15 protein-coding genes and 1 pseudogene are annotated in these 19,689 nt (G+C 62.3%); 6 read left to right on the plus strand and 10 right to left on the minus strand.

Annotation, left to right across the window (positions count from 1 at the left end; translation table 11 throughout):
- Window positions 1-140: 140 nt before the first annotated feature.
- From CXY83_RS07725 to mmsA (CXY83_RS07735), 3 genes are all read right to left on the minus strand, one after another.
- Entirely contained in the window at window positions 141-1,232 is a 1,092-nt protein-coding gene (locus CXY83_RS07725; protein WP_104196797.1) for a sugar-binding protein, read from the minus strand.
- 92 nt (window positions 1,233-1,324) lie between these two features.
- On the minus strand, window positions 1,325-2,638 hold the full coding sequence (mmsB, locus tag CXY83_RS07730; RefSeq protein WP_104196798.1) for a multiple monosaccharide ABC transporter permease: 1,314 nt from the start codon (window positions 2,636-2,638) through the stop codon (window positions 1,325-1,327).
- Window positions 2,635-4,185 carry a multiple monosaccharide ABC transporter ATP-binding protein gene (gene mmsA / locus CXY83_RS07735; RefSeq protein WP_104196799.1) on the minus strand — a complete coding sequence of 517 codons (1,551 nt, stop codon included), beginning with the start codon at window positions 4,183-4,185 and terminating at the stop codon, window positions 2,635-2,637. The genes mmsB (CXY83_RS07730) and mmsA (CXY83_RS07735) overlap by 4 nt, the downstream gene beginning before the upstream one ends.
- A 165-nt stretch (window positions 4,186-4,350) precedes the next feature.
- Between mmsA (CXY83_RS07735) and CXY83_RS07740 the strand changes: the two genes are divergently transcribed.
- Entirely contained in the window at window positions 4,351-5,169 is an 819-nt protein-coding gene (locus tag CXY83_RS07740) for a shikimate 5-dehydrogenase (RefSeq protein ID WP_104196800.1), read from the plus strand.
- A 67-nt stretch (window positions 5,170-5,236) separates the two neighbouring features.
- Here CXY83_RS07740 and mmsB (CXY83_RS07745) read toward each other — a convergent pair whose 3' ends face one another.
- The 7 genes from mmsB (CXY83_RS07745) to CXY83_RS07775 form a co-directional block, all read right to left on the minus strand.
- Window positions 5,237-6,466, minus strand: coding sequence for a multiple monosaccharide ABC transporter permease (gene mmsB, locus CXY83_RS07745; RefSeq protein ID WP_104196801.1), 1,230 nt, complete (start codon window positions 6,464-6,466; stop codon window positions 5,237-5,239).
- A gap of 30 nt (window positions 6,467-6,496) precedes the next feature.
- The gene (gene mmsA / locus CXY83_RS07750; RefSeq protein ID WP_104196802.1) at window positions 6,497-8,026 is read right to left on the minus strand and encodes a multiple monosaccharide ABC transporter ATP-binding protein; all 1,530 of its coding nucleotides are present in this window, start codon (window positions 8,024-8,026) and stop codon (window positions 6,497-6,499) included.
- A 170-nt stretch (window positions 8,027-8,196) separates the two neighbouring features.
- Window positions 8,197-9,321, minus strand: a complete 1,125-nt coding sequence (gene chvE / locus CXY83_RS07755) for a multiple monosaccharide ABC transporter substrate-binding protein (RefSeq protein WP_277612394.1) — start codon at window positions 9,319-9,321, stop codon at window positions 8,197-8,199.
- 55 nt (window positions 9,322-9,376) lie between these two features.
- Complete coding sequence (araA, locus tag CXY83_RS07760) at window positions 9,377-10,894, minus strand: L-arabinose isomerase (protein ID WP_104196803.1); 1,518 nt, start codon at window positions 10,892-10,894, stop codon at window positions 9,377-9,379.
- On the minus strand, window positions 10,894-11,604 hold the full coding sequence (locus tag CXY83_RS07765) for an L-ribulose-5-phosphate 4-epimerase (RefSeq protein WP_104196804.1): 711 nt from the start codon (window positions 11,602-11,604) through the stop codon (window positions 10,894-10,896). The genes araA and CXY83_RS07765 overlap by 1 nt, the downstream gene beginning before the upstream one ends.
- Window positions 11,601-13,340, minus strand: a complete 1,740-nt coding sequence (araB, locus tag CXY83_RS07770) for a ribulokinase (protein WP_233200690.1) — start codon at window positions 13,338-13,340, stop codon at window positions 11,601-11,603. Before araB ends, CXY83_RS07765 begins: the two co-directional genes overlap by 4 nt.
- A gap of 248 nt (window positions 13,341-13,588) precedes the next feature.
- Window positions 13,589-14,617, minus strand: coding sequence for a LacI family DNA-binding transcriptional regulator (locus tag CXY83_RS07775; protein ID WP_104196806.1), 1,029 nt, complete (start codon window positions 14,615-14,617; stop codon window positions 13,589-13,591).
- 146 nt (window positions 14,618-14,763) lie between these two features.
- Here CXY83_RS07775 and CXY83_RS07780 point away from each other — a divergent pair.
- The 5 genes and pseudogenes from CXY83_RS07780 to CXY83_RS07800 form a co-directional block, all read left to right on the plus strand.
- Window positions 14,764-15,213: pseudogene (locus tag CXY83_RS07780) on the plus strand (galactose mutarotase); the annotation flags it as partial.
- Between the two features lie 66 nt (window positions 15,214-15,279).
- Window positions 15,280-16,296 (plus strand): LacI family DNA-binding transcriptional regulator, encoded by a 1,017-nt coding sequence (locus CXY83_RS07785; RefSeq protein ID WP_104196808.1) that lies wholly within the window; start codon window positions 15,280-15,282, stop codon window positions 16,294-16,296.
- A gap of 89 nt (window positions 16,297-16,385) precedes the next feature.
- Window positions 16,386-17,732 carry an extracellular solute-binding protein gene (locus CXY83_RS07790; protein WP_104196809.1) on the plus strand — a complete coding sequence of 449 codons (1,347 nt, stop codon included), beginning with the start codon at window positions 16,386-16,388 and terminating at the stop codon, window positions 17,730-17,732.
- Window positions 17,733-17,808: 76 nt separating this feature from the next.
- The gene (locus CXY83_RS07795) at window positions 17,809-18,753 is read left to right on the plus strand and encodes a carbohydrate ABC transporter permease (RefSeq protein WP_104196810.1); all 945 of its coding nucleotides are present in this window, start codon (window positions 17,809-17,811) and stop codon (window positions 18,751-18,753) included.
- Window positions 18,750-19,649, plus strand: a complete 900-nt coding sequence (locus CXY83_RS07800) for a carbohydrate ABC transporter permease (protein WP_104196811.1) — start codon at window positions 18,750-18,752, stop codon at window positions 19,647-19,649. The genes CXY83_RS07795 and CXY83_RS07800 overlap by 4 nt, the downstream gene beginning before the upstream one ends.
- The last annotated feature ends 40 nt before the right edge of the window (window positions 19,650-19,689 follow it).

Below are 19,689 nucleotides of genomic sequence, written 5' to 3' on the forward strand. Positions count from 1 at the left end.
AGCATAATTTTGCCTGTGAAATGGCATCTGGCGTGTCGGGCACCCTCCAGCCACGAAGATACGCGTATGCCGGCACAGACAAAACGGGCCGGCCCCCACGACTGTGGAGACCGACCCGTCGGATCAGCGGAAGCTTCTCGCTACTTGGTCAGCGGCGACAACTTCGGGTCGTTGGCGTACGCCTCGGCCGCGTTGTCCTTGGTCACAATGACCGGCGGCAGCAGGAACGCTGGAACGATCTTGTTGCCGTTGTCGTAGGTGTCGTCGTTGGTCACGGGAGTTCCACCGGTCTGCAGCATCTTGACCATGTCGATGGCCTGCTTCACGAGAACACGGGTGTCCTTGTTGATGGTCGAGTACTGCTCGCCGGCCATGATCGACTTGACCGACTCTACTTCGGAGTCCTGTCCGGTGACCACCGGGATGGACTTGCCAGCTGCCTTCACCGAAGTGATGATGGCGCGGGCCAGGGTGTCGTTGGGCGAGAGCACGCCGTCGACTTCCTGGCTGCCGTAGGTGCTGGTCAGCAGCGAGTCCATGCGGCTCTGCGCGTTCTCCGGCTTCCAGTCGGCGGTTGCGGTCTGCTTGATGTCGGTCTGCCCGGAGGCAACAACGAGCGTTCCGTCGTCGATCTTCGGCTGCAGCACGCTCATGGCCCCATTGAAGAACACCGGCGCGTTGGCGTCAGCGGAGTTGCCGGAGAACAGTTCAATGTTGTACGGACCCTCGGGCTTTTTCGCCGCGAGACCGTCAAGCAGGGCCTGCCCCTGCAACTCGCCTACCTTGAAGTTGTCGTAGGCCACGTAGTAGTCGACGTCGTCGGTGTTCAGAATGAGACGGTCGTAGGCGATGACGATGGCACCGGCGTCATGGGCGTCCTTGACCTGCGTGCCGAGCTGGCCGCCGTCCTGGGCTCCGACGATGATGACCTTGGCTCCGTTGGTGACCATGGCCGACATCTGATCCTGCTGGTCCTTCACCGTTGTAGACGCTCCGGCGTATTGCACGTCGCCCTTGAACCCTGCCTCTTTGAGACCGTCCTCGAACAGCCCCCCAGCGAGAACCCAGTTCTCGCTGGTCTTTGAGGGGAGGGCTACGCCGATGACGGAGTCAGCCGGGAACCCGACCGCGGCACTGCCGTCGCCGGCCGTCTCAGGCGCTCGGCTCGAGCAGCCGGACAGCGCCATGAGCGCTACTGCGGCCATCGCTGTGACCGTGAGAATTTTTCGCATGTCAATCACTTTCTGTTTATTGATGTACAGGACTTGGCGGAAGGGAATAGGAAAAAGCTGATGAGACCTGTGGCGTTACGAAACGCAGGGACTTAGTTGAACGGCAGGTCGGCTGGCCGCGAGGTCTCGGACGCGCCGGCCTTCGGGCGCACCGCGGGCGGCGGTGTCGCCGGGTCGGTAACCTTGCGCTTGCGGGTGAGGAGCCCGATAATCGAGGGCCGCCCCTGGCTCTTGTTCCAGACGTCCACTCCGACGGCCGCCAACAGCACCATGCCCTTGATGATCTGCACCAGGTCAGAGCCCACGCCGAGTAGCTGAAGCCCGTTGTTCAACACCGCCATCACCAAACCACCGACGATGGAACCGATGACGGTGCCGATCCCGCCGGATACTGCGGCGCCACCGATGAAGACCGCGGCAATCGCGTCGAGTTCCCAGCTGAGTCCGTCTTGCGGGCCGGATGCTCCGGCACGAGCGACGAAGATCATGCCGGCCAGGGCAGACAGGATCGACATGTTCATCATGACGAGGAAGTCCACTCGGCGTGAGTTCACTCCGGAGAGTTCCGCGGCGAGTTTGTTACCGCCGACCGCGTAAATGTGGCGGCCGAGGATGGTGTTGCGGGTGACGAAACTGTAGAACAGCACGAGCACGCCGAGGATGATGCCCGACACCGGGAAGCTGGTGCCCACCCGGCCGCCAGCAAATAGGAATGTCGCGTAGATGACAACAGCATCGAGGAGTCCGATCTTGACCAAGCTGGCCCAGAGCGGGGAGGAATCCGAGTGCATCGTCTTCTGCACCCGCCTGGCCCGCCACTCCCGCACGGCGATGGCGATGGCGATGGCGAATCCGAGCAGCAGAGTGAGGTTGTTGTATCCAGTGGTCGGACCCACCTCCGGAAGGTATCCGGCACCGATTACGGTGAAGGCCTCTGGGACGGGCACCGTGTTGGCGTTACCGAAGAATTGGTTGCCGCCACGGAAAATGAGCATGCCAGCCAGGGTGACGATGAAGGCTGGTACGCCGATGTAGGCCACCCAGAATCCTTGCCAGGCCCCGATCACTGCGCCCACCAGGAGGCCGAAGAGCAGCGCCAGCGGCCAGGGGAAGTTCCACTGCGACATAGACGTGGCCACCACGATGCCGGCGAACGCTGCGACCGATCCAACTGATAGGTCGATGTGACCGGCGATGATCACCATGACCATGCCGATGGCCAGGATCAAAATGTAGGAGTACTGGCTCACCAGGTTGATCAGGTTGCCCGGAGAGAGCGTGAGCCCGCCGGTCAAAATCTGAAACAGCGCAATGATGGCGATCAGGCTGAAGAGAATGCCGAACTGACGAATATTACTGCCGAAGATCGACTTGCGTTTCTCGGTCGTGGTTGTGTTGCCGCTCATATGCTGCGCACCTTCTTTTTGGCAGAGGTCATGCTTTTCATCAGGGTTTCCGGGTCGGCGTCAGCACCGTCGATGCAGTCGGTGATGGTGCCTTCGAAGATTGTGTAGATGCGGTCGGCCAGGCCAAGCAGCTCCGGCAGTTCGGACGAGATCAGGATCACGCCCTTGCCCTGGGCGGCGAGCGCCTGGATGATCCCGTAGATCTCGTATTTCGCGCCGACATCGATGCCTCGGGTGGGTTCGTCCAGAATCAGGATGTCGGGGTCGGTGAACATCCATTTGGCCAACACCACCTTTTGTTGGTTGCCACCCGACAGCTTGCTCACCCCCATCTCGACGTTGGGGGTCTTGATGCGCAAGTTTTTGCGGTACTCCTCGGCGATGGAGTATTCCTTGGCGTCGTTAACCACCGAGCCAACCGAGATCTTCGAGAGCTTGGCCGAGACGACGGAGCGCTTGATATCGTCGAGCAGGTTGAGCCCGAGCGCTTTGCGATCCTCACTGACGTAGGCGAGGCCGTGATCGATGGCCTCGCCCACGTTGCGAAGCACAATCTCCTTGCCGTCCTTGAAGATGCGGCCCGAGATGAAGTTGCCGTAGGAACGGCCGAAGATGCTCATGGCCAGCTCGGTGCGCCCGGCACCCATCAGCCCGGCGATACCGACGATCTCGCCGGTGCGCACGGTGAGGTTCGACCCTTTCGCGACCATCCGCTCGGACACCTGCGGGTGTTGCACGGTCCAATCGCGCACCTCGAAGAAGACCTCGCCGATCTTTGGAGTGCGATCGGGAAACCGACTCTCCAGGCTGCGTCCGACCATTCCACGAATGATGCGGTCCTCGTTGACGCCGTCGGCGGCGATGTCGAGGGTCTCGATCGACTGGCCGTCACGAATGATGGTGATCGTGTCGGCGATCTGCTCGATCTCGTTGAGCTTGTGGGAGATCATGATCGAGCTGATGCCCTTGCCCTTGAGCCCGCGAATGAGGTCGAGCAGGTGCTGGGAGTCGGCTTCGTTGAGTGCAGCGGTCGGCTCGTCGAGAATGAGTACCTTGACCGATTTGTTGAGCGCCTTGGCGATCTCAACCAGCTGCTGCTTGCCGACACCGATGTTCTTGACTTGGGTGTCCGGATCGTCACGCAGGCCGACCCGGGCAAGCAGTTCGTAGGCGGTGCGCTTGGCGCCGATCCAATCGATGGCGCCCCACTTGGTGGGCTCATTGCCAAGAAAGATGTTTTCGGTGATCGAGAGCTCCGGAATAAGCGCGAGCTCCTGATGGATGATCGCGACTCCAGCCGCTTCGCTTGAGCGAATGTCTTTGAACCGCATCTCGGCGCCCTGCAAGATAATGTCCCCAGAGTAGGAACCGTACGGGTAGACACCGGAGAGCACTTTCATCAACGTGGACTTGCCTGCGCCATTCTCACCGCAGATCGCGTGGATTTCTCCAGCCCTGACCGTCAGTGACACGTTGGACAGCGCCTTGACGCCGGGAAATTCCTTGGTGATGGAGCGCATCTCGAGAATTACGTGTTCAGCCGCCATTGGTTGCTCCTCAGGTAGCGCAAGATTGTGACCGTTCACAGCGTACTAAATGGTGGCCTTGCTGCTTACCACTGTCAAGATTTCTTAGTAACGCTTGAATAACAAGAGCCGGAAGTCAGTGCCGGTCACGTCAAATGAAGGATTGGACCGCGCCACACTAGAGCCATGCCCATCCTCAACAAAGACATGACCCTGTGCATCTCGCTCTCGGCCCGGCCCAGCAATATCGGCACTCGGTTCCACAATTATCTCTATGAGGAACTCGGTCTGAACTACATCTACAAGGCGTTCGCTCCTGTCGATCTTGCCGATGCCATCGCGGGCGTTCGCGGGCTGGGTATCCGCGGTTGTGCGGTGTCGATGCCGTACAAGGAAGACGTGATTGCCCTCGTCGACGAGATGGATGCCTCGGCGCAGGCCATCGACTCGGTAAACACCATCGTGAACGACAACGGTCGACTGCGGGCCTACAACACCGATTACACCGCTGTTCGCCGGTTACTTGCCCAGCACGACATCTCCCCCGAGCTTTCGGTTCTGGTTCGCGGCAGCGGCGGCATGGCCAAGGCCGTCGCAGCCGCACTACGCGACGCGGGATTTCGAAACGGCACGATCGTCGCGCGCAACGAGGCGACCGGGCAAGCTCTCGCCGCTCTCTACGGCTACGCCTGGGCACCACGGGTCGGTGCTCTGACAGCTGACCTCCTGGTCAACGTCACCCCGCGGGGAATGGCGCCCGATGAAGCGCGCTTGTCCTTTCGCACCGAAACCATTGCGGCTGCGCTGGTGGTCTTCGATGTCGTCGCCTCCCCTTCGGAAACGCAGCTCATTCGCGTCGCTCGAGCGGCGGGCAAGCCCATCATCACCGGCGCCGAAGTCGTGGCGCTACAGGCAGAGGAGCAGTTCGTTCTCTACACGGGTATCCGGCCGACCCCCGACCAGATCCAGCGAGCCGCGGCGTTTTCTCGCGACTTGCCGCTGTGACCAGAACAGGCCGGAACACTCATGCGTTCCGGCCTGTTCTGCGTCTGACGCGGCTCGCGCAGTGCGGTCAGCGACCGCCGGAGCGCCGCTTGTTGTAGACGTCGAAGGCCACAGCGAGAAGCAATACGAGGCCCTTCACTGCCTGCTGCCACTCGATGCCGATGCCGAGAATCGACATGCCGTTGTTGAGCACGCCGATGATCAAGCCGCCGATGATGGCGCCGCCGACAGTACCGATACCGCCCTGCACGGCAGCACCGCCAATGAAGGCAGCGGAGATGGCCTCGAGTTCGAAACCGTCACCGGCTTTCGGTCCGGCCAGGTTGAGGCGGGCGGTGAAGATGAGGCCCGCGAGGGCGGCGAGAATTCCCATGTTCACGAACAGGTAAAAGTCCACCTTGCGGTTCTTGATACCCGAGAGTTCCGCCGCGTGGCGGTTGCCACCGATCGCGTAGATGTGACGGCCGAATACCGTGCGGTTCATGACCACGCCGTAGATCAGCACGAGCACGGCGAGCACGATCAGTGTCACCGGGATGCCCTTGTAGCTGGCCAGGGCGTACGCGAAGAAGCCGAGCGCCGCGGTGATGAGTACGAGCTTGGCTACGAACCAAACGAGGGGCTCGACCTCCTGGCCGTACTTGGCCCGACCGAGGCGGGTACGCACCTGCTGCACAATCAAGGCGATCACGGCGATCACGCCGACCCCGAGGGTGAGCGGGTCGAGGTCGAACTCGCCGAACACGTCAGTGAGGAAGCCGTTGCCGAGCGCGCGGTACTCTGCCGGGAAGGAGCCGATATTCGAGTTTCCCAGCACAACGAGTGCGAGGCCACGGAAGATCAGCATTCCGGCCAGGGTCACGATGAAGGCCGGGATACCCACGTAGGCGATCCAGAAGCCTTGCCAGACGCCCACGAGCGCGCCGATGCCGAGGGACATGATGATGGCAAGCCACCACGGCAAGCCCCACTGCACGGCAAAGACACCGGAACACGCACCGACGAAGGCCGCCACCGATCCGACCGACAGGTCGATGTGGCCCGCGACGATCACCATCACCATCCCAATCGCGAGAACGAGGATATAGCCGTTCTGCACGATCAAGTTGGAGATATTCTGCGGGCGCAAGAGGATGCCATCGGTCAGGAAAGTGAACAACACCACCACCAGAACGAGGGCAATGAAAATACCGTTCTTTCCGAGGTCGGCCAGTACGTGGCTCAGCCAGGAAGCAGTCTTGTTCTCCCTCGGGTTGACCACGCCTCCCGTGGCCGGCGTGGTCTCTTGGTCACTCATTGGGTTTCTCCTTTTCCGCTAGCGCCGGCGCTAGCGGGCCTTTTCCATGGTCATGTGCTTGATGAGAGTCTCCGGGGTGGCGCTCTCAATCGGGAATTCCCCGGTGATGGCGCCCTCGGCCAGGGTGTAAATTCGGTCGCAGATTCCGAGCAGTTCCGGCAGTTCCGAGGAGATGACGATCACGCCCTTGCCGGCCGCGGCGAGTTTGTTGATGATCGTGTAGATCTCATATTTCGCCCCGACGTCAATACCGCGGGTCGGCTCGTCGAGAATCAGCACGTCGGGGTTGGAATAGATCCACTTCGACAACACCACCTTCTGCTGATTGCCACCGGAGAGCTTGCCGGTCTTCACAAGCACGTTTGGAGCCTTGATGTTCATGCTGGCGCGGTATTCGTTGGCGACCTGATACTCCTCGTTGTCGTTCACGAGGCCGTTTCGCACTAGTCGGTGGAGCGCCGCCATCGAAATGTTGCGCTTGATGTCCTCGATCAAGTTGAGACCGAAGGTCTTGCGATCCTCGGTCGCGTAGGCCAGGCCGTTGTCGATGGCTTCGGTGACGGTGCGGGTCCTGATCTCCACGCCGTGCTTGAAAACCTTGCCGCTGATCCGGCTGCCATACGAGCGCCCAAACAAACTCATCGCGAATTCGGTGCGGCCCGCTCCCATGAGTCCGGCAATCCCCACGATCTCCCCGGCGCGCACGTTGAGGTTGACGTGATCGACCATCATGCGGGTCGTGTCTTGCGGGTGGAAGGCGGTCCAGTCCTCCACCCGGAGAATCTCTGCCCCGATGTCGGGGGTGTGATCCGGGTAGCGGTGTTCAAGGTCCCGACCAACCATGTCCTTGATGATGCGCTCTTCGGTGACATCGTCCTTGGCGATGGTCTCGATGGCCCGGCCGTCTCGAATGACCGTGACGGAGTCGGAGACTTTCTTGATCTCGTTGAGCTTGTGGCTAATAATGATCGAGGTGATGCCCTGGCCCTTGAGGTGCAGAATGAGGTCGAGCAGGTGGTCGGAGTCGTCATCGTTGAGCGCCGCCGTTGGCTCGTCCAGAATCAGCAGTTTCACCCGTTTGGAGAGGGCTTTGGCGATTTCGACGAGCTGCTGCTTGCCGACACCGATGTCCATGATGCGGGTCGTCGGGTTTTCTTTCAACCCCACGCGTGCAAGAAGCTTCGCAGCCTCTGAGTTGGTTTCGTTCCAGTCGATAAGACCCAACGCGCCTCGTTGCTCGTTGTTCAGAAATATATTCTCTGCAATGGAAAGGTAGGGGCTGAGGGCGAGCTCCTGGTGGATGATCACGATCCCCTTGGCCTCGGAGTCGCTGATGCTCTTAAACTCAACGATCTCGTCCTCGAAGACGATGTCTCCCGTGTAGGTACCGTGTGGGTAGACGCCGCTGAGCACCTTCATCAGGGTTGATTTTCCGGCACCGTTTTCGCCGCAAATGGCGTGCACCTCGCCACGACCGACGTCGAGCGTCACCGCGGAGAGTGCTTTTACGCCGGGAAACGTCTTGGTGATGCCGCGCATCTCAAGGATGTTCGTGGTCACGTGAGCACCTTCTTCATTCCTCTTGTGAATGGTCGATACCGGAAGCGTTCTCGCAAGAAAGCGCGATCTCGGCAGCCGGCAGAAAATCTGTCTGGCAGAACGGTCGGTGGGCTAGAACTACCCCACCGACCGTTGTGCAGAGTTTGAAACAGGGTGGAACGGGGTGGAAATTAGCCCTTGATATCGGCTTCGGTCCAGTAGCCAGAGTCGATAAGCAGTGCCGGGATGTTGTCTTTGACCACGATCGCCGATTCGAGAAGGAACGACGGAACGACCTTCACTCCGTTGTCGTAGTCCTTGGTGTTGTTGATCTCTGGTTCTTCGCCGTTGAGCAGGGCGACGGCCATGTCCACGGCCACAGCTGCGAGTTCGCGGGTGTCCTTGAAGATGGTGCCGTACTGCTCACCCGAGTTGATCGCCTTCACCGAGTCGATCTCGGCGTCCTGGCCGGAGATGACGGGCCAGCCGTCTCCCACGGTGTAGCCCGAGCCCTCGAGTGCCGAGATGATGCCACGGGAGATACCGTCGTACGGGGACAGGATGGCGTTGACCACGGTGCCGTCCGAGTACTGAGCGGTGAGAAGGTCCTCCATCCGAGCCTGAGCTTCTTCTCCAGCCCAGCGCAGGGTTGCAACCTGCTCGATGTCGGTCTGGTTGCTCTTGACCACGAGCACGCCGTCGTCGATCAGCGGCTGAAAGACATCCATGGCACCGTTGAAGAAGAAGAAAGCGTTGTTGTCATCGAGCGAACCGGCGAACAGCTCCAGGTTGAACGGACCAGCGGGCGCGCCCTCAATGGCAGTGCCGTCGAGTTCGACGAGGCCAAGGCCGTTCAGAACCGACCAGGCCTGCTGCTGTCCGACCTTGAAGTTGTCGAAGGATGCGTAGTAGTCGACGTTCTCGGTGTCGCGAATGAGTCGGTCGTAGGCGATTACCGGAATGTCTGCATCAGCAGCATCCTGCAGCACGCTGGTGAGCGTCGTACCGTCGATCGAGGCCACGATCAGGGCTTCCGCTCCCTTGGTGATCATGTTTTCAATTTGCGAAACCTGCATGGGGATGTCGTCCTCGGCATACTGCAGGTCGACGGTGAATCCCTGTTCTTCCAGCTGGCTCTTCACGGCGTTGCCGTCCGCGATCCAACGTTCGGAACTCTTTGTCGGCATGGCCACGCCGATCAGGCCCTTGTCGCCGCTGCCGGCGGTACCGGCGGAGCCGCCACCCGAGGAGCAGGCTGCCATCGATACCACGAGGGCACCCGCGGCCACGACGGCGAAGAATACGTTCTTTTTCACTGTGTTTCCTTTCGATCTTTATCGTCTTTGATGTGAATTGCAGAATGTGAAACGGTTACATGCCTTGCGCCAGTCGGTAGTAGGACTGATTCCAACGCACTTCGCGGCTAAAATCGCGCAGGGTGGTGGTCTTATCGATCACGAGCAGCTCGGTGCGAGCGATCTCGGCGAAATCGTGGAACACCTCGATACCGACGGATGTCGACATCACGGTGTGGTGGGCGGCGCCGGCGGTCAGCCAGGCGGCCGCGGAGGTGGCGAAGTCGGGTTCGGGGCGCCAGACTGCGCGCCCCACGGGCAGCTTCGGGAGGGCCTGAGTCGGCTCGACAACCTGGACGACGTTCGCGACCAGACGGAAGCGGTCGCGCATGTCGCTCATGGCTACGACCACGGCAGGCCCGGCATCCGCCGTGAACACCAGGCGCACGGGGTCTTCCCGGCCCCCGATGCCGAGCGGGTGGATCTCCAGGCTCGCCCTGGCCGATGAGAGTGCCGGGTTCACCTCGAGCATGTGGGCCCCGAGAATGAGCTCCGCCCCCGGCGTGAGGTCGTAGGTGTAGTCCTCCATCAGGCTGGCACCGCCGGGCAGGCCAGCACCCATAACATTGGCGACACGCACCAGCACGGCGGTCTTCCAGTCGCCCTCCGCTCCGAAACCGTAACCCTGCGCCATCAGGCGCTGCACGGCCAGCCCAGGCAGTTGTCGCAGCGCGCCCAGGTCTTCGAAACTCGTCGTGAACGCGCCAAATCCGCCTTCTTCGAGAAAAGACAGCAGGCCGAGTTCCTGCGCGGCACCATAGCGAAGCGACGCATGGCGGTCCCCGCCAACGCGCAGCTCGGGTGCCACGTCATACAGCTCTGCATATTCAGCCACGAGCGCATCGATCTCGGCGTCGGAGACGGAGTCGACGACCTCGGCCAGTTCGTTGACGGGCCAGGTATTGACCTGCACTCCGAAGCGCAACTCGGCCTCGGTTTTATCACCCTCGGTCACGGCCACGTAACGCATGTTGTCGCCGAACCGGGCAAGTTTCATGCTGCGGCTCGCGGCCCAGCCCGCAGCTGCACGGGTCCAGCATCCGATACTGCCCGACACGGCCGGGTTCGACACGTGACCGACAACGGTCTTACGGGTCACACCGAGGCGCGTCTGAATATAGCCGAACTCCCGGTCACCGTGGGCTGCCTGGTTGAGGTTCATGAAGTCGAAGTCGATCTCAGCCCAGGGCAGTTCCACATTTGCCTGTGTGTGCAGGTGCAACAGCGGCTTGGTGAGCGCGTCGAGGCCGGCAATCCACATCTTCGCCGGTGAGAAGGTGTGCATCCAGGCGATGAGGCCGATCACGGAGTCGTCGGCGTTCGCGTCGAGGGCGGCGCGGCGGATGGACTCGGAGCCCGTCAGCACGGGCTTCCAGACGATCTTCACCGGGACATCACTCGACGCACCGAGGGCCCGGGCGATTTCCTGGCTCTGCTCAGCTACCTGGCGGAGGGTTTCTTCACCATAGAGGTTCTGGCTTCCGGTGAGGAACCAGACCTCGACGTGATCGAGGGTGGTGTTGAGGGCAGCCATTACTGAAGTTCTCCTTGGGGCGCTTGTCCGTAGACGTTCTGGTACCGGTCGAACAGGGAATCAACTACCGACTGCGGAATAGCGACGAGCGGCCCACCCGTACGGGCCAGGTGCACGGTGCGAGCGACATCTTCGACCATGACAGCGGCCTTCACCGCGTCGCGGGCATCGCTGCCAATCGTGAACGGGCCATGGTTCGCCATCAGCACCGCGCGGGAGCGATGCCCGGTCAGGGTCTCCACGATGCCCCGCCCGATGGAGTCGTCACCGATAATGGCGAACGGGCCCACCGGCACCGGGCCACCGAATTCGTCGGCCATCGCCGTGATCACGCACGGAATCGCTTCGCTTCGCGCGGCCCACGCTGTGGCGTAGGTGGAGTGCGTGTGCACGACGCCGCCGACGTCCGGCATGTGCCGGTACACGTACGCGTGGGCGGCGGTGTCGCTCGAGGGGGAACGATCACTTCCCGGTGTGCCGAGAATGACCTGTCCGTCGAGGTCGCACAGGATCATGTTCTCGGGCGCCAGGTCGGCGTAGTCGACACCGCTGGGCTTGATCACGAACAGGTCGGCTCCTGGCACCCGACCAGAGACGTTGCCGCCGGTCCAGACGACGAGGGCGTTCCTGACGAGCTCGCCGTGGAGCAGGGCGATGTCGGCCCGCACGCGGGCGATCGCGACCTCGATCTGAGGCCCGAAGGTGCTCATGAGAGCACCGGCAGGTTTGCGGGGGCCGTGGCATCCGCTGCAGCAGCTGTAGCAGCTGTAGCAGCTGCGTTACGCTTCAACGCCTTCAGCCGGTGCATCACATCGTTCTCGCCGCGACCGAAGTAGTCGTGCAGCTGCGTGTACTCCGCATAGAGCAGGTCATAAGCGGATGCCGCCGCCTCGTTCGGCAGGTACACGTTCTTATTGAGCTTGCCCATCTTCTCGCCAGCGGCGCGCACGTCGGGGTAGGCCCCCGCCGCGACGGCGGCGTGGATTGCGGAGCCGAGAGCCGGGCCCTGGTCGCTTGCGATGGTCGAGATCGGCAAACGCAGGATGTCGCTGTAGGTCTGCATCAGGAACGCGTTCTGCAGCAGTCCGCCCGCTACGATGAACTCGGTGACCGGCACGCCGGAGTCCTGGAAGGTCTCGACAATGGTGCGGGTGCCGAAGGCCGTCGCCTCCAGGAGGGCACGGTAGACCTCTTCCGTGCGGGTCGTGAGCGTCATACCCACGACCAGGCCGGACAGTTCGTGGTCGACCAGTACCGAGCGGTTACCGCTGTGCCAGTCGAGTGCGACGAGCCCGTGCCCGCCGACAGGCTGATCCTTGGCCAGGTCGGTCAGGTACTGGTGCACGCTCTGGCCGACCGCTGCCGCCTCGTCGTGGTACCGCGCGGGAACCTGGGTACGCACGTACCAGGCGAAAATGTCCCCCACGCCACTCTGGCCGGCCTCGTAGCCATAGAGCCCGCTGACAATGCCGCCGTCAACGACGCCGCACATGCCGGGAACCTCGGCGAGGCGGTCGGAGTTCATGACGTGGCAGGTACTGGTGCCCATGATGGCGACCATCTGGCCGGGATTCACGGCCTGCGCTGCCGGGGCAGTCACGTGCGCGTCCACATTGCCCACGGCCACCGCAATACCTTCCGGCAGACCGGTCCACGCGGCGGCAACGGCCGTGAGGGTGCCAGCGGATGCGCCGAGCTGGCCAATCCGGTGCGCCACCTTGTCCACGGCAAACCGGGCAAAAGCAGGATTCAATGCGCCCAGAAACTCTTCGCTCGGATACGCACCATCCTGCAGGATCCCTTTGTAACCGGCCGTGCAGGCATTGCGCACGTACTCGCCGGTGAGCTGCCAGACGATCCAGTCCGCCGCTTCGACCCAGTGGTCCATTCGGGCGTACAGCTCGGGGTCTTCCTCCAGCAGCTGCAGACCCTTCGCGAATTCCCACTCGCTCGAGATGAGGCCCCCGTAACGCGGCAGCCACTTCTCGCCGCGCTCGAAGGCGAGATCGTTGATGCGGTCAGCCTGCGACTGGGCCGCGTGGTGCTTCCACAGCTTCACGTAGGCGTGCGGGCGGGCCGTATATTCGGGCAACTCGCACAGAGGGGTGCCATCACTGATCACCGGCACCATCGTGCAGGCCGTGAAATCGGTGCCGATGCCGATAACGCGGGTGGGGTCAATTCCCGCGTTACGAACAGCGGCGGGAACGGCGCTCTGAAGCACGGCGACGTAATCCTGGGGTACCTGCAGAGCCCACTCGGGCGGCAAAGAGGTCGCGGTCGCTGTGAGCGTCGTGTCCATCACGGCGTGCGGGTAATCAAGAACAGCAGAGCCCAGTTCGACGCCATCCGATACACGAACGACAACGGCCCTGCCCGAGAGGGTGCCGTAGTCGACGCCGATCACGTACGATTCGTGCTCGCCGGACACCTGCTCACTACTCACGAATGTGACTCCCTTGTCGATGGCCGTGCAGTGTTCGATCCCGTTCCCGGTGTGCTCTGATGTTCCGACGATGGCGACTCGTCGCCGGTGCCGGTTGAGGCTGTCTCAGGAAATGTGACCGTTCACATCTAGGTTTTTATAGTACCGGTAGACAGGATTCGCATGTCAAGTACGCGACGTTACGTTTCCGTAACGGAGATATTCGTCCGGAAGTGAACGCGAAACCTGCCCAGGGCACGAGCTTGGCCTCAGAACGACGGAGCCGCCGTGGACGAACGAACGATCAGCTCGGGAACGAGCGTGTCGGGATGCACTGCGCCTTCTCCCACGATCTCGGACAGCAAGACGGCGATGCACCGTCGTCCCAGCTCGGCGAAGTCTTGCCGCACCGTCGTCAGGGGCGGCCAGAAGTGTGCAGCTTCCGGGATGTCGTCGAAGCCCACAATGCTCACGTCGCCCGGGATGCTCAACCCCTCGTCGTGCAGAGCGTGCATAAGCCCGAGCGCCATCTGATCGTTGGAGGAGAATATCGCGGTGAAGTCACGCACTCGCAGCAGTTCCCGACCGACCTGGTAGCCGAAGTTGGCGGTCCAGTCACCGAGAATGGGAGCCGTGGTGGGAACGTCCCTGGCTCCCATTTCTACCAGGAACCCGTGCATCCGGGCTTCGGCTTCGATCCAATTCTGTGGGCCCGCCAGATGAAAGATGCGGCGGTGACCCAGTTGGATGAGGTGGCGGGTGGCCAACCGTGCTCCGGCTATCTGGTCGACGAAAAGCGTGCGGTTCCCGCGGTTGCCGCGGTTGCCGTCGGATTGCAGCGTCACAAACGGCACGTCGATCGACAACCGCTGCAGAACGGCGAAGACGCGTTCCTGCGGGGCGATCACGACAATGCCCTCAACGCCCTGGTTCAGCAGGTGATCGAGGGCGCCCTGGATAGATTCGGGTTTGTCCCCGGCGATATTCGCAATATTCACGAGGTATCCGGCGTCACGGCCGGCGTCCTGAATCGCCGCGATACTGCTCGCCGGGCCGTATTCGGCACTCGAGGCTGACAGCACCCCGATGGTGCGCGAACGCCCCCGCGAGAGGTCTCGGGCAGCCCTGTTCGGGCGGTAGTTCAAGTCCTTCATAGCCTGCACGACGCGAGCCCTGGTGGAATCCCGAATGCTCGGGTGGTCGTTGAGCACCCGAGACACGGTCTGGTAGGAGACCTCGGCGACGCGCGCGACATCACGGATGCTCGGCGCGCGCGCCTTGGGTACTTCAATCGACACGACAAGACCCTGCTGAGATGTGAGCGGTCACAATTGTGATCCACTCTCATTATGCCCCGACCTCCGCCGGATGTGACAGTCACAATCGTGCAGTCGTGCGCCATTCGCCGCGCGAATCCGCCGGTTGAGGAACCGGACCGCACCCCTACCTGGTCGCTGGCCCTGGTCGCGTCGACGACTGGACCCTGCAGCTCCCCGCCGGCGAAGTGATGACCGTCACCGAAGATCGCCTCACGCCCGCCGGCATCCGACGCGTTGAAACTGAATCGAATGGGGCCTACGACTTTCGGACGCCGCGACCCATTGCCGGGACGGCGATCGATCACGCCTTCACCGCTCTCGTGCGGGATGGTTCGGATACCGTGACGGTCCGACTGCTTGATCCCTCCGGCTCCGGGGTCGCGATGACCTGGGGCACCGACTGCCCGTGGGTGCAGATTCACACCGCAGACCTTCCCGACCCGGCGCAATCACGGCGTGGGCTTGCCGTAGAACCCATGACCTGCCCACCGGACGCCTTCAACTCCACGATCGACCTGATCTCTATCCGGCCCGGCGAGACGTCCAAGGCGTCGTGGAGCATCAGTGCGCTCTAGCCACGATTCAGCCTGAACCGCCTGACCAAACGAGGGGTCGCATCGCGTTTGGGTTAGCCTTCAGCTATGCGCCCAACGGTCAAAGACGTCGCGGCCCTCGCGGGCGTATCGCCCAAGACCGTGTCAAACGTCATGAACGGCGTGGTGTTCGTCGCGCTGGAAACCCGGAGCCGAGTCGAATCGGCGATCACCGAGCTCGCTTATGTTCCCAACCTGAGCGCCCGCGGGCTCCGGAACGGCCGCACGGGGGTCATCGCTCTTGCCATGCCGGACCTGGGCACTCCATACTCGGCAGAGATGTCGCATTTTTTCGTGGAAGTGGCGCACGAACAGGGCTGGGGCGTGCAGTTCGAGGAAACGTCCGAACGCCCGGGCCGCGCGCTCAGCCTCGTATCGCGGGCCAGGGCGCACCTCGTCGACGGCGTCATCCTGAACCCGATCACCATTCAGGAAAGCAAATTGGTTGACGATGGCTCTCTGCCGCCACTCGTCATGATCGGAGAAGTCGAGCAGCAGCGCAACGATCAGGTCTGGGTGGACAGCGTCGCCGCCGCGCGGGACATGACGAGGCACCTGATCGAGCTCGGGCATCGACGCATCGCGATCGTCGGATCCCCCGGCCCAGCCTTCCAGACCGCCACGGCCGACCTGCGCCAGCGCGGCTACCGGGAGGCACTCCGCGCCGCGGCCATCGATTCGGATCCCCTTCTGGAGATCTCCTGTCACGAGTGGTCGCCGCGAGCAGCTTCCGAGGCGGTGACCGAATTCTTAAGGGTGAACCCGGCGCCCGATGCGTTCTTCTGCTTCACCGATTCCATGGCCATCGGTACGATGAGCGCCCTGTGGACCGCGGGAATCCCGGTGCCGGGCGACGTGTCGGTCGCAGGGTTCGATGACATCGCCGACGGACAGTTCGCCACACCGCCGCTGACGACGGTGAGCTTTGACAAACGTGAATTCGCCGAGCGCGCGCTCGCACTTCTGGTGCAGCGCATGGGCAGCCCCGACGCGCCCCCGACCCGCGTGACGATCGCTCACACCGTTGTGGCCCGAGCAAGCACCCGCGTGCGAACACCAGCCTGAGGTTTCACTCCCCCGGTATCCGGGAAAAAACTTCTTGCTCTTTCATTACAACGATGTAATGCTGGGGCCACCTCACAAAGGAGTGATCAATGACACCAGCACGGGTACCGATCGGAAGCACCGGAGTGCTCACCCGTCGCAGCGTTCTCGCTGGCAGCGCGGCGCTTTTCGGGGGCGCCTTCCTGGCCACTGGCCTCAGTGGATGCGCCGCCACCGCTGGTCGATCCGGCGCGGAACAGTTGGCGTTTTGGCACCTGCTCACCGGCGGCGACGGCATCAAAATGGCGGGCCTCGTCGACGAGGCAAACGCCGACAACCCGGGCTTTCACGTGACGCAGACCGTGCTGACCTGGGGCACGCCGTACTATACGAAGCTCGCGATGGCCTCGGCCGGAGGCCGCGCTCCCGACGTAGCGGTCATGCACGCCTCGCGCCTCCCCGGCTACGCACCCGGGGGGCTGCTCGACCCCTGGGACCTGGACGTGCTGGCCCATTACGGCATCACCGAAGACAGCTTCCCGGCACCGATCTGGGAAGCATGCTTCAGCGGCGGCGAGTTGTTCTCCGTCGCGCTCGACGCGCATCCGTTCATCTTGATGTACAACACCGAGATCGCTGCCGCAGCCGGTGTGCTCGGCTCCGACGGCCAGCTGATCGACATCGACTCCCCCGAGCAGTTCGTGGACGTCGCCCGGAAGATGCAGGTCGTCACCGGCAAGCATGGATTGTCCTACGGCTATCTCGGCGACGGCGCACAGATGTGGCGTCTCTTTTACACTTTCTACAAGCAGCAGGGGGCCGACATGACCCTCACACCGGGCGAAAACGTCGAGGTCGACGAAGACGCCGCGGTCACGTCCCTCGAATTCATGCAGACCCTGCTCGACGACACAATCGCCACGGCGAGTGGCGACTATGCCACGGCCCTGGCCGAATTCGTCAACGGCGAGAGTGGGCTCTTCTTCAGTGGCGTCTGGGAGTTACCCACCATGACGGCAGCCAACGTTCCGATGGACGCGACGCCGATCCCCACACTCTTCGGCACTCCGGCCGTCTACGCAGACTCGCATACTTTTGTTCTGCCGCATCAGGACAACCCTGACCCTGCCAGGCGCGAGGAAGTTTACCTGTTCGTGTCGAACGTACTGAAGAACTCGATCAGCTGGGCACAGGCCGGCCATATTCCGGCCTACCTGCCCGTCGTCGACGGCCCCGGCTACGCCGAGCTGATCCCGCAGGCGCACTACGCGATGGCGGCGGAGAATCTGAATTACGACCCGCAGGCGTGGTTCACCGGTTCGGGTTCCGATTTTCAGAATTTCTTCGCGGAGAACGTGCAGTCCGTCCTGCTCAACAAGACGGATGCCAGAGCGGGCTTCCAGGGATTCGTGCGGCGCCTCAACGTGCTGCTGTCCAAGCCGAACCCGGTCCGATGATGAACACCGCGACCAACCCTGGTACCACCGAAACATCTATCCCTGACTCATCAACCGGGCAACGAGAGAGCCGATCATGACTGAGGTTGTCGCACCACCCCGCGCCGAGGTATCCGTGCAGACCATCGCGAACGCAGCCCCGCGCATGCCCCGCTCTCGCCGGCGGGAAAACACGGTGGGCTGGGCTTTTCTCGCCCCGTTCGCCGTCGTGTTCGTCCTCTTCCTCGTGACGCCGCTGGCCTGGGGTTTCTATCTCAGCTTTACCGGGCAGTCCCTCACCGGGGCCGGCGGAGGACTCGTCGGCTTCGCCAACTACTCCGAGGCGCTCGGCGACCCCGACATGTGGCGTTCCATGGGCAACACCCTGTGGTTTACCGTGCTGAGCACGGTGCCACTCGTGCTCGTCGCTCTCGCCATGGCGGTGCTCGTCAACCTCGGCCTCCCCGGCCAGTGGATCTGGCGGCTCGCTTTCTTCATGCCCTACCTGCTCGCCTCGAGTGTGGTCTCGCTGTTCTGGGTGTGGCTCTACAACCCCCAACTCGGACTCGTGAACGCCCTGACCGGACTCTTCGGGGCGACCCCGGTGGCGTGGCTACAGGACACCGACTGGGCCATGATCGCGATCGTGATCACCACAGTGTGGTGGACGGTGGGCTTCAATTTTCTGCTCTACCTCGCCGCCTTACAGAACATTCCCGAACAGCAATACGAGGCAGCCGCACTCGACGGCGCGGGCAAGTGGCGTCAGCTGTTCTTCATCACGATTCCCCAACTGGCACCCACGACCATGCTGATCGTCATCCTGCAGGTGCTCGCATCCCTCAAGGTCTTCGATCAGATCTATCAGATGACCGGCGGAGGTCCCGGTGGCGCCACCCGGTCAACGGTCGAGTACATATTCGAGGTCGGATTCACCGGCTACCGCTTCGGCTACTCGTCGGCGATTTCGTACATCTTCTTCGCCATCATCGTCATCGTGTCCATCGCGCAGTTCGTGTTCCGAAAGGGAGCCCGCTCATGACCGCTCAGCTGCTTGTCCCGTCCGACATCGTTGAGCGCGCGGTCTCATCACACCGCCGGACGGTGCCCACAAGAACATCGGCGTCCTCCGTCGTCGCGTTCGCCATCCTCGCCGTGCTGGCTCTCGGCTGGCTGCTGCCCTTTGTCTGGGCGGTCGTCACGTCGCTGAAGACCGAGACGGATGCCGGCTCGACACCGGTGTCGTGGTTTCCGGAGAGCGGATTCACCATCGCGGCCTATCTCAAGGTGCTGGGTGAAGGAAACCTGCTCACCTGGACGGCCAACAGCCTCTTCACCACCGTGGCAATCACCGTGATCACCGTTGTCGTCTCGGCGCTGGCCGCCTACGCGTTCTCCCGCATCGATTTCAGCGGCCGCCGCTGGATTTTTGTGCTGGTTATCGCCTCGATCATCATCCCCCCTCAGGTTCTCATCATCCCGCTGTTCTACCAGATGCTCGCCCTCAACCTGGTGGACACCTACTGGGGCATCATCCTGCCCCAGGTCATCGCACCAGCCATGGTGTTCGTGCTGAAGAAATTCTTCGACCAGATTCCGATCGAGCTCGAAGACGCCGCACGGATGGACGGCGCGTCCCGGCTGCGCATCTTCTGGTCGATAGTGGTGCCGCTGTCCCGCCCCATCCTCGCGGCCGTATCGATCTTCGTCTTCATCGGGGCCTGGAACAATTTTCTGTGGCCATTCATCGTGACGAACAACTCCTTACTGATGACCCTTCCCGTAGGACTGCAGACGGTCAAGAGCGCCTACGGCGTGCAATACGCAGAAAACATGGCGATGGCGATCCTCGCCGCCCTGCCGCTCATTGTCGTGTTCCTCATCTTCCAGCGCCAGATCATCAAGGGCATCGCCACCACCGGGCTCGGCGGCCAGTAGGTCAGCACACCCGGTTCAGACTTCACTCGCACCATTGACA

Origin of the sequence: Cryobacterium sp. M15 (assembly GCF_002929675.1) — a bacterium.
GTDB classification, from domain to species: Bacteria; Actinomycetota; Actinomycetes; order Actinomycetales; family Microbacteriaceae; genus Cryobacterium; species Cryobacterium lyxosi.

Bases quoted from the DNA above. Each gene is read 5' to 3' on its own strand.
- CXY83_RS07725 (WP_104196797.1), bottom strand. From the start codon at position 1,232: ATGCGAAAAATTCTCACGGTCACAGCGATGGCCGCAGTAGCGCTCATG.
- CXY83_RS07765 (WP_104196804.1), bottom strand. From the start codon at position 11,604: ATGAGCACCTTCGGGCCTCAGATCGAGGTCGCGATCGCCCGCGTGCGG.
- CXY83_RS07740 (WP_104196800.1), top strand. From the start codon at position 4,351: ATGCCCATCCTCAACAAAGACATGACCCTGTGCATCTCGCTCTCGGCC.
- CXY83_RS07785 (WP_104196808.1), top strand. From the start codon at position 15,280: ATGCGCCCAACGGTCAAAGACGTCGCGGCCCTCGCGGGCGTATCGCCC.
- mmsB (WP_104196801.1), bottom strand. From the start codon at position 6,466: ATGAGTGACCAAGAGACCACGCCGGCCACGGGAGGCGTGGTCAACCCG.
- mmsA (WP_104196799.1), bottom strand. From the start codon at position 4,185: ATGGCGGCTGAACACGTAATTCTCGAGATGCGCTCCATCACCAAGGAA.
- mmsB (WP_104196798.1), bottom strand. From the start codon at position 2,638: ATGAGCGGCAACACAACCACGACCGAGAAACGCAAGTCGATCTTCGGC.
- araA (WP_104196803.1), bottom strand. From the start codon at position 10,894: ATGGCTGCCCTCAACACCACCCTCGATCACGTCGAGGTCTGGTTCCTC.
- CXY83_RS07795 (WP_104196810.1), top strand. From the start codon at position 17,809: ATGACTGAGGTTGTCGCACCACCCCGCGCCGAGGTATCCGTGCAGACC.
- CXY83_RS07790 (WP_104196809.1), top strand. From the start codon at position 16,386: ATGACACCAGCACGGGTACCGATCGGAAGCACCGGAGTGCTCACCCGT.
- CXY83_RS07800 (WP_104196811.1), top strand. From the start codon at position 18,750: ATGACCGCTCAGCTGCTTGTCCCGTCCGACATCGTTGAGCGCGCGGTC.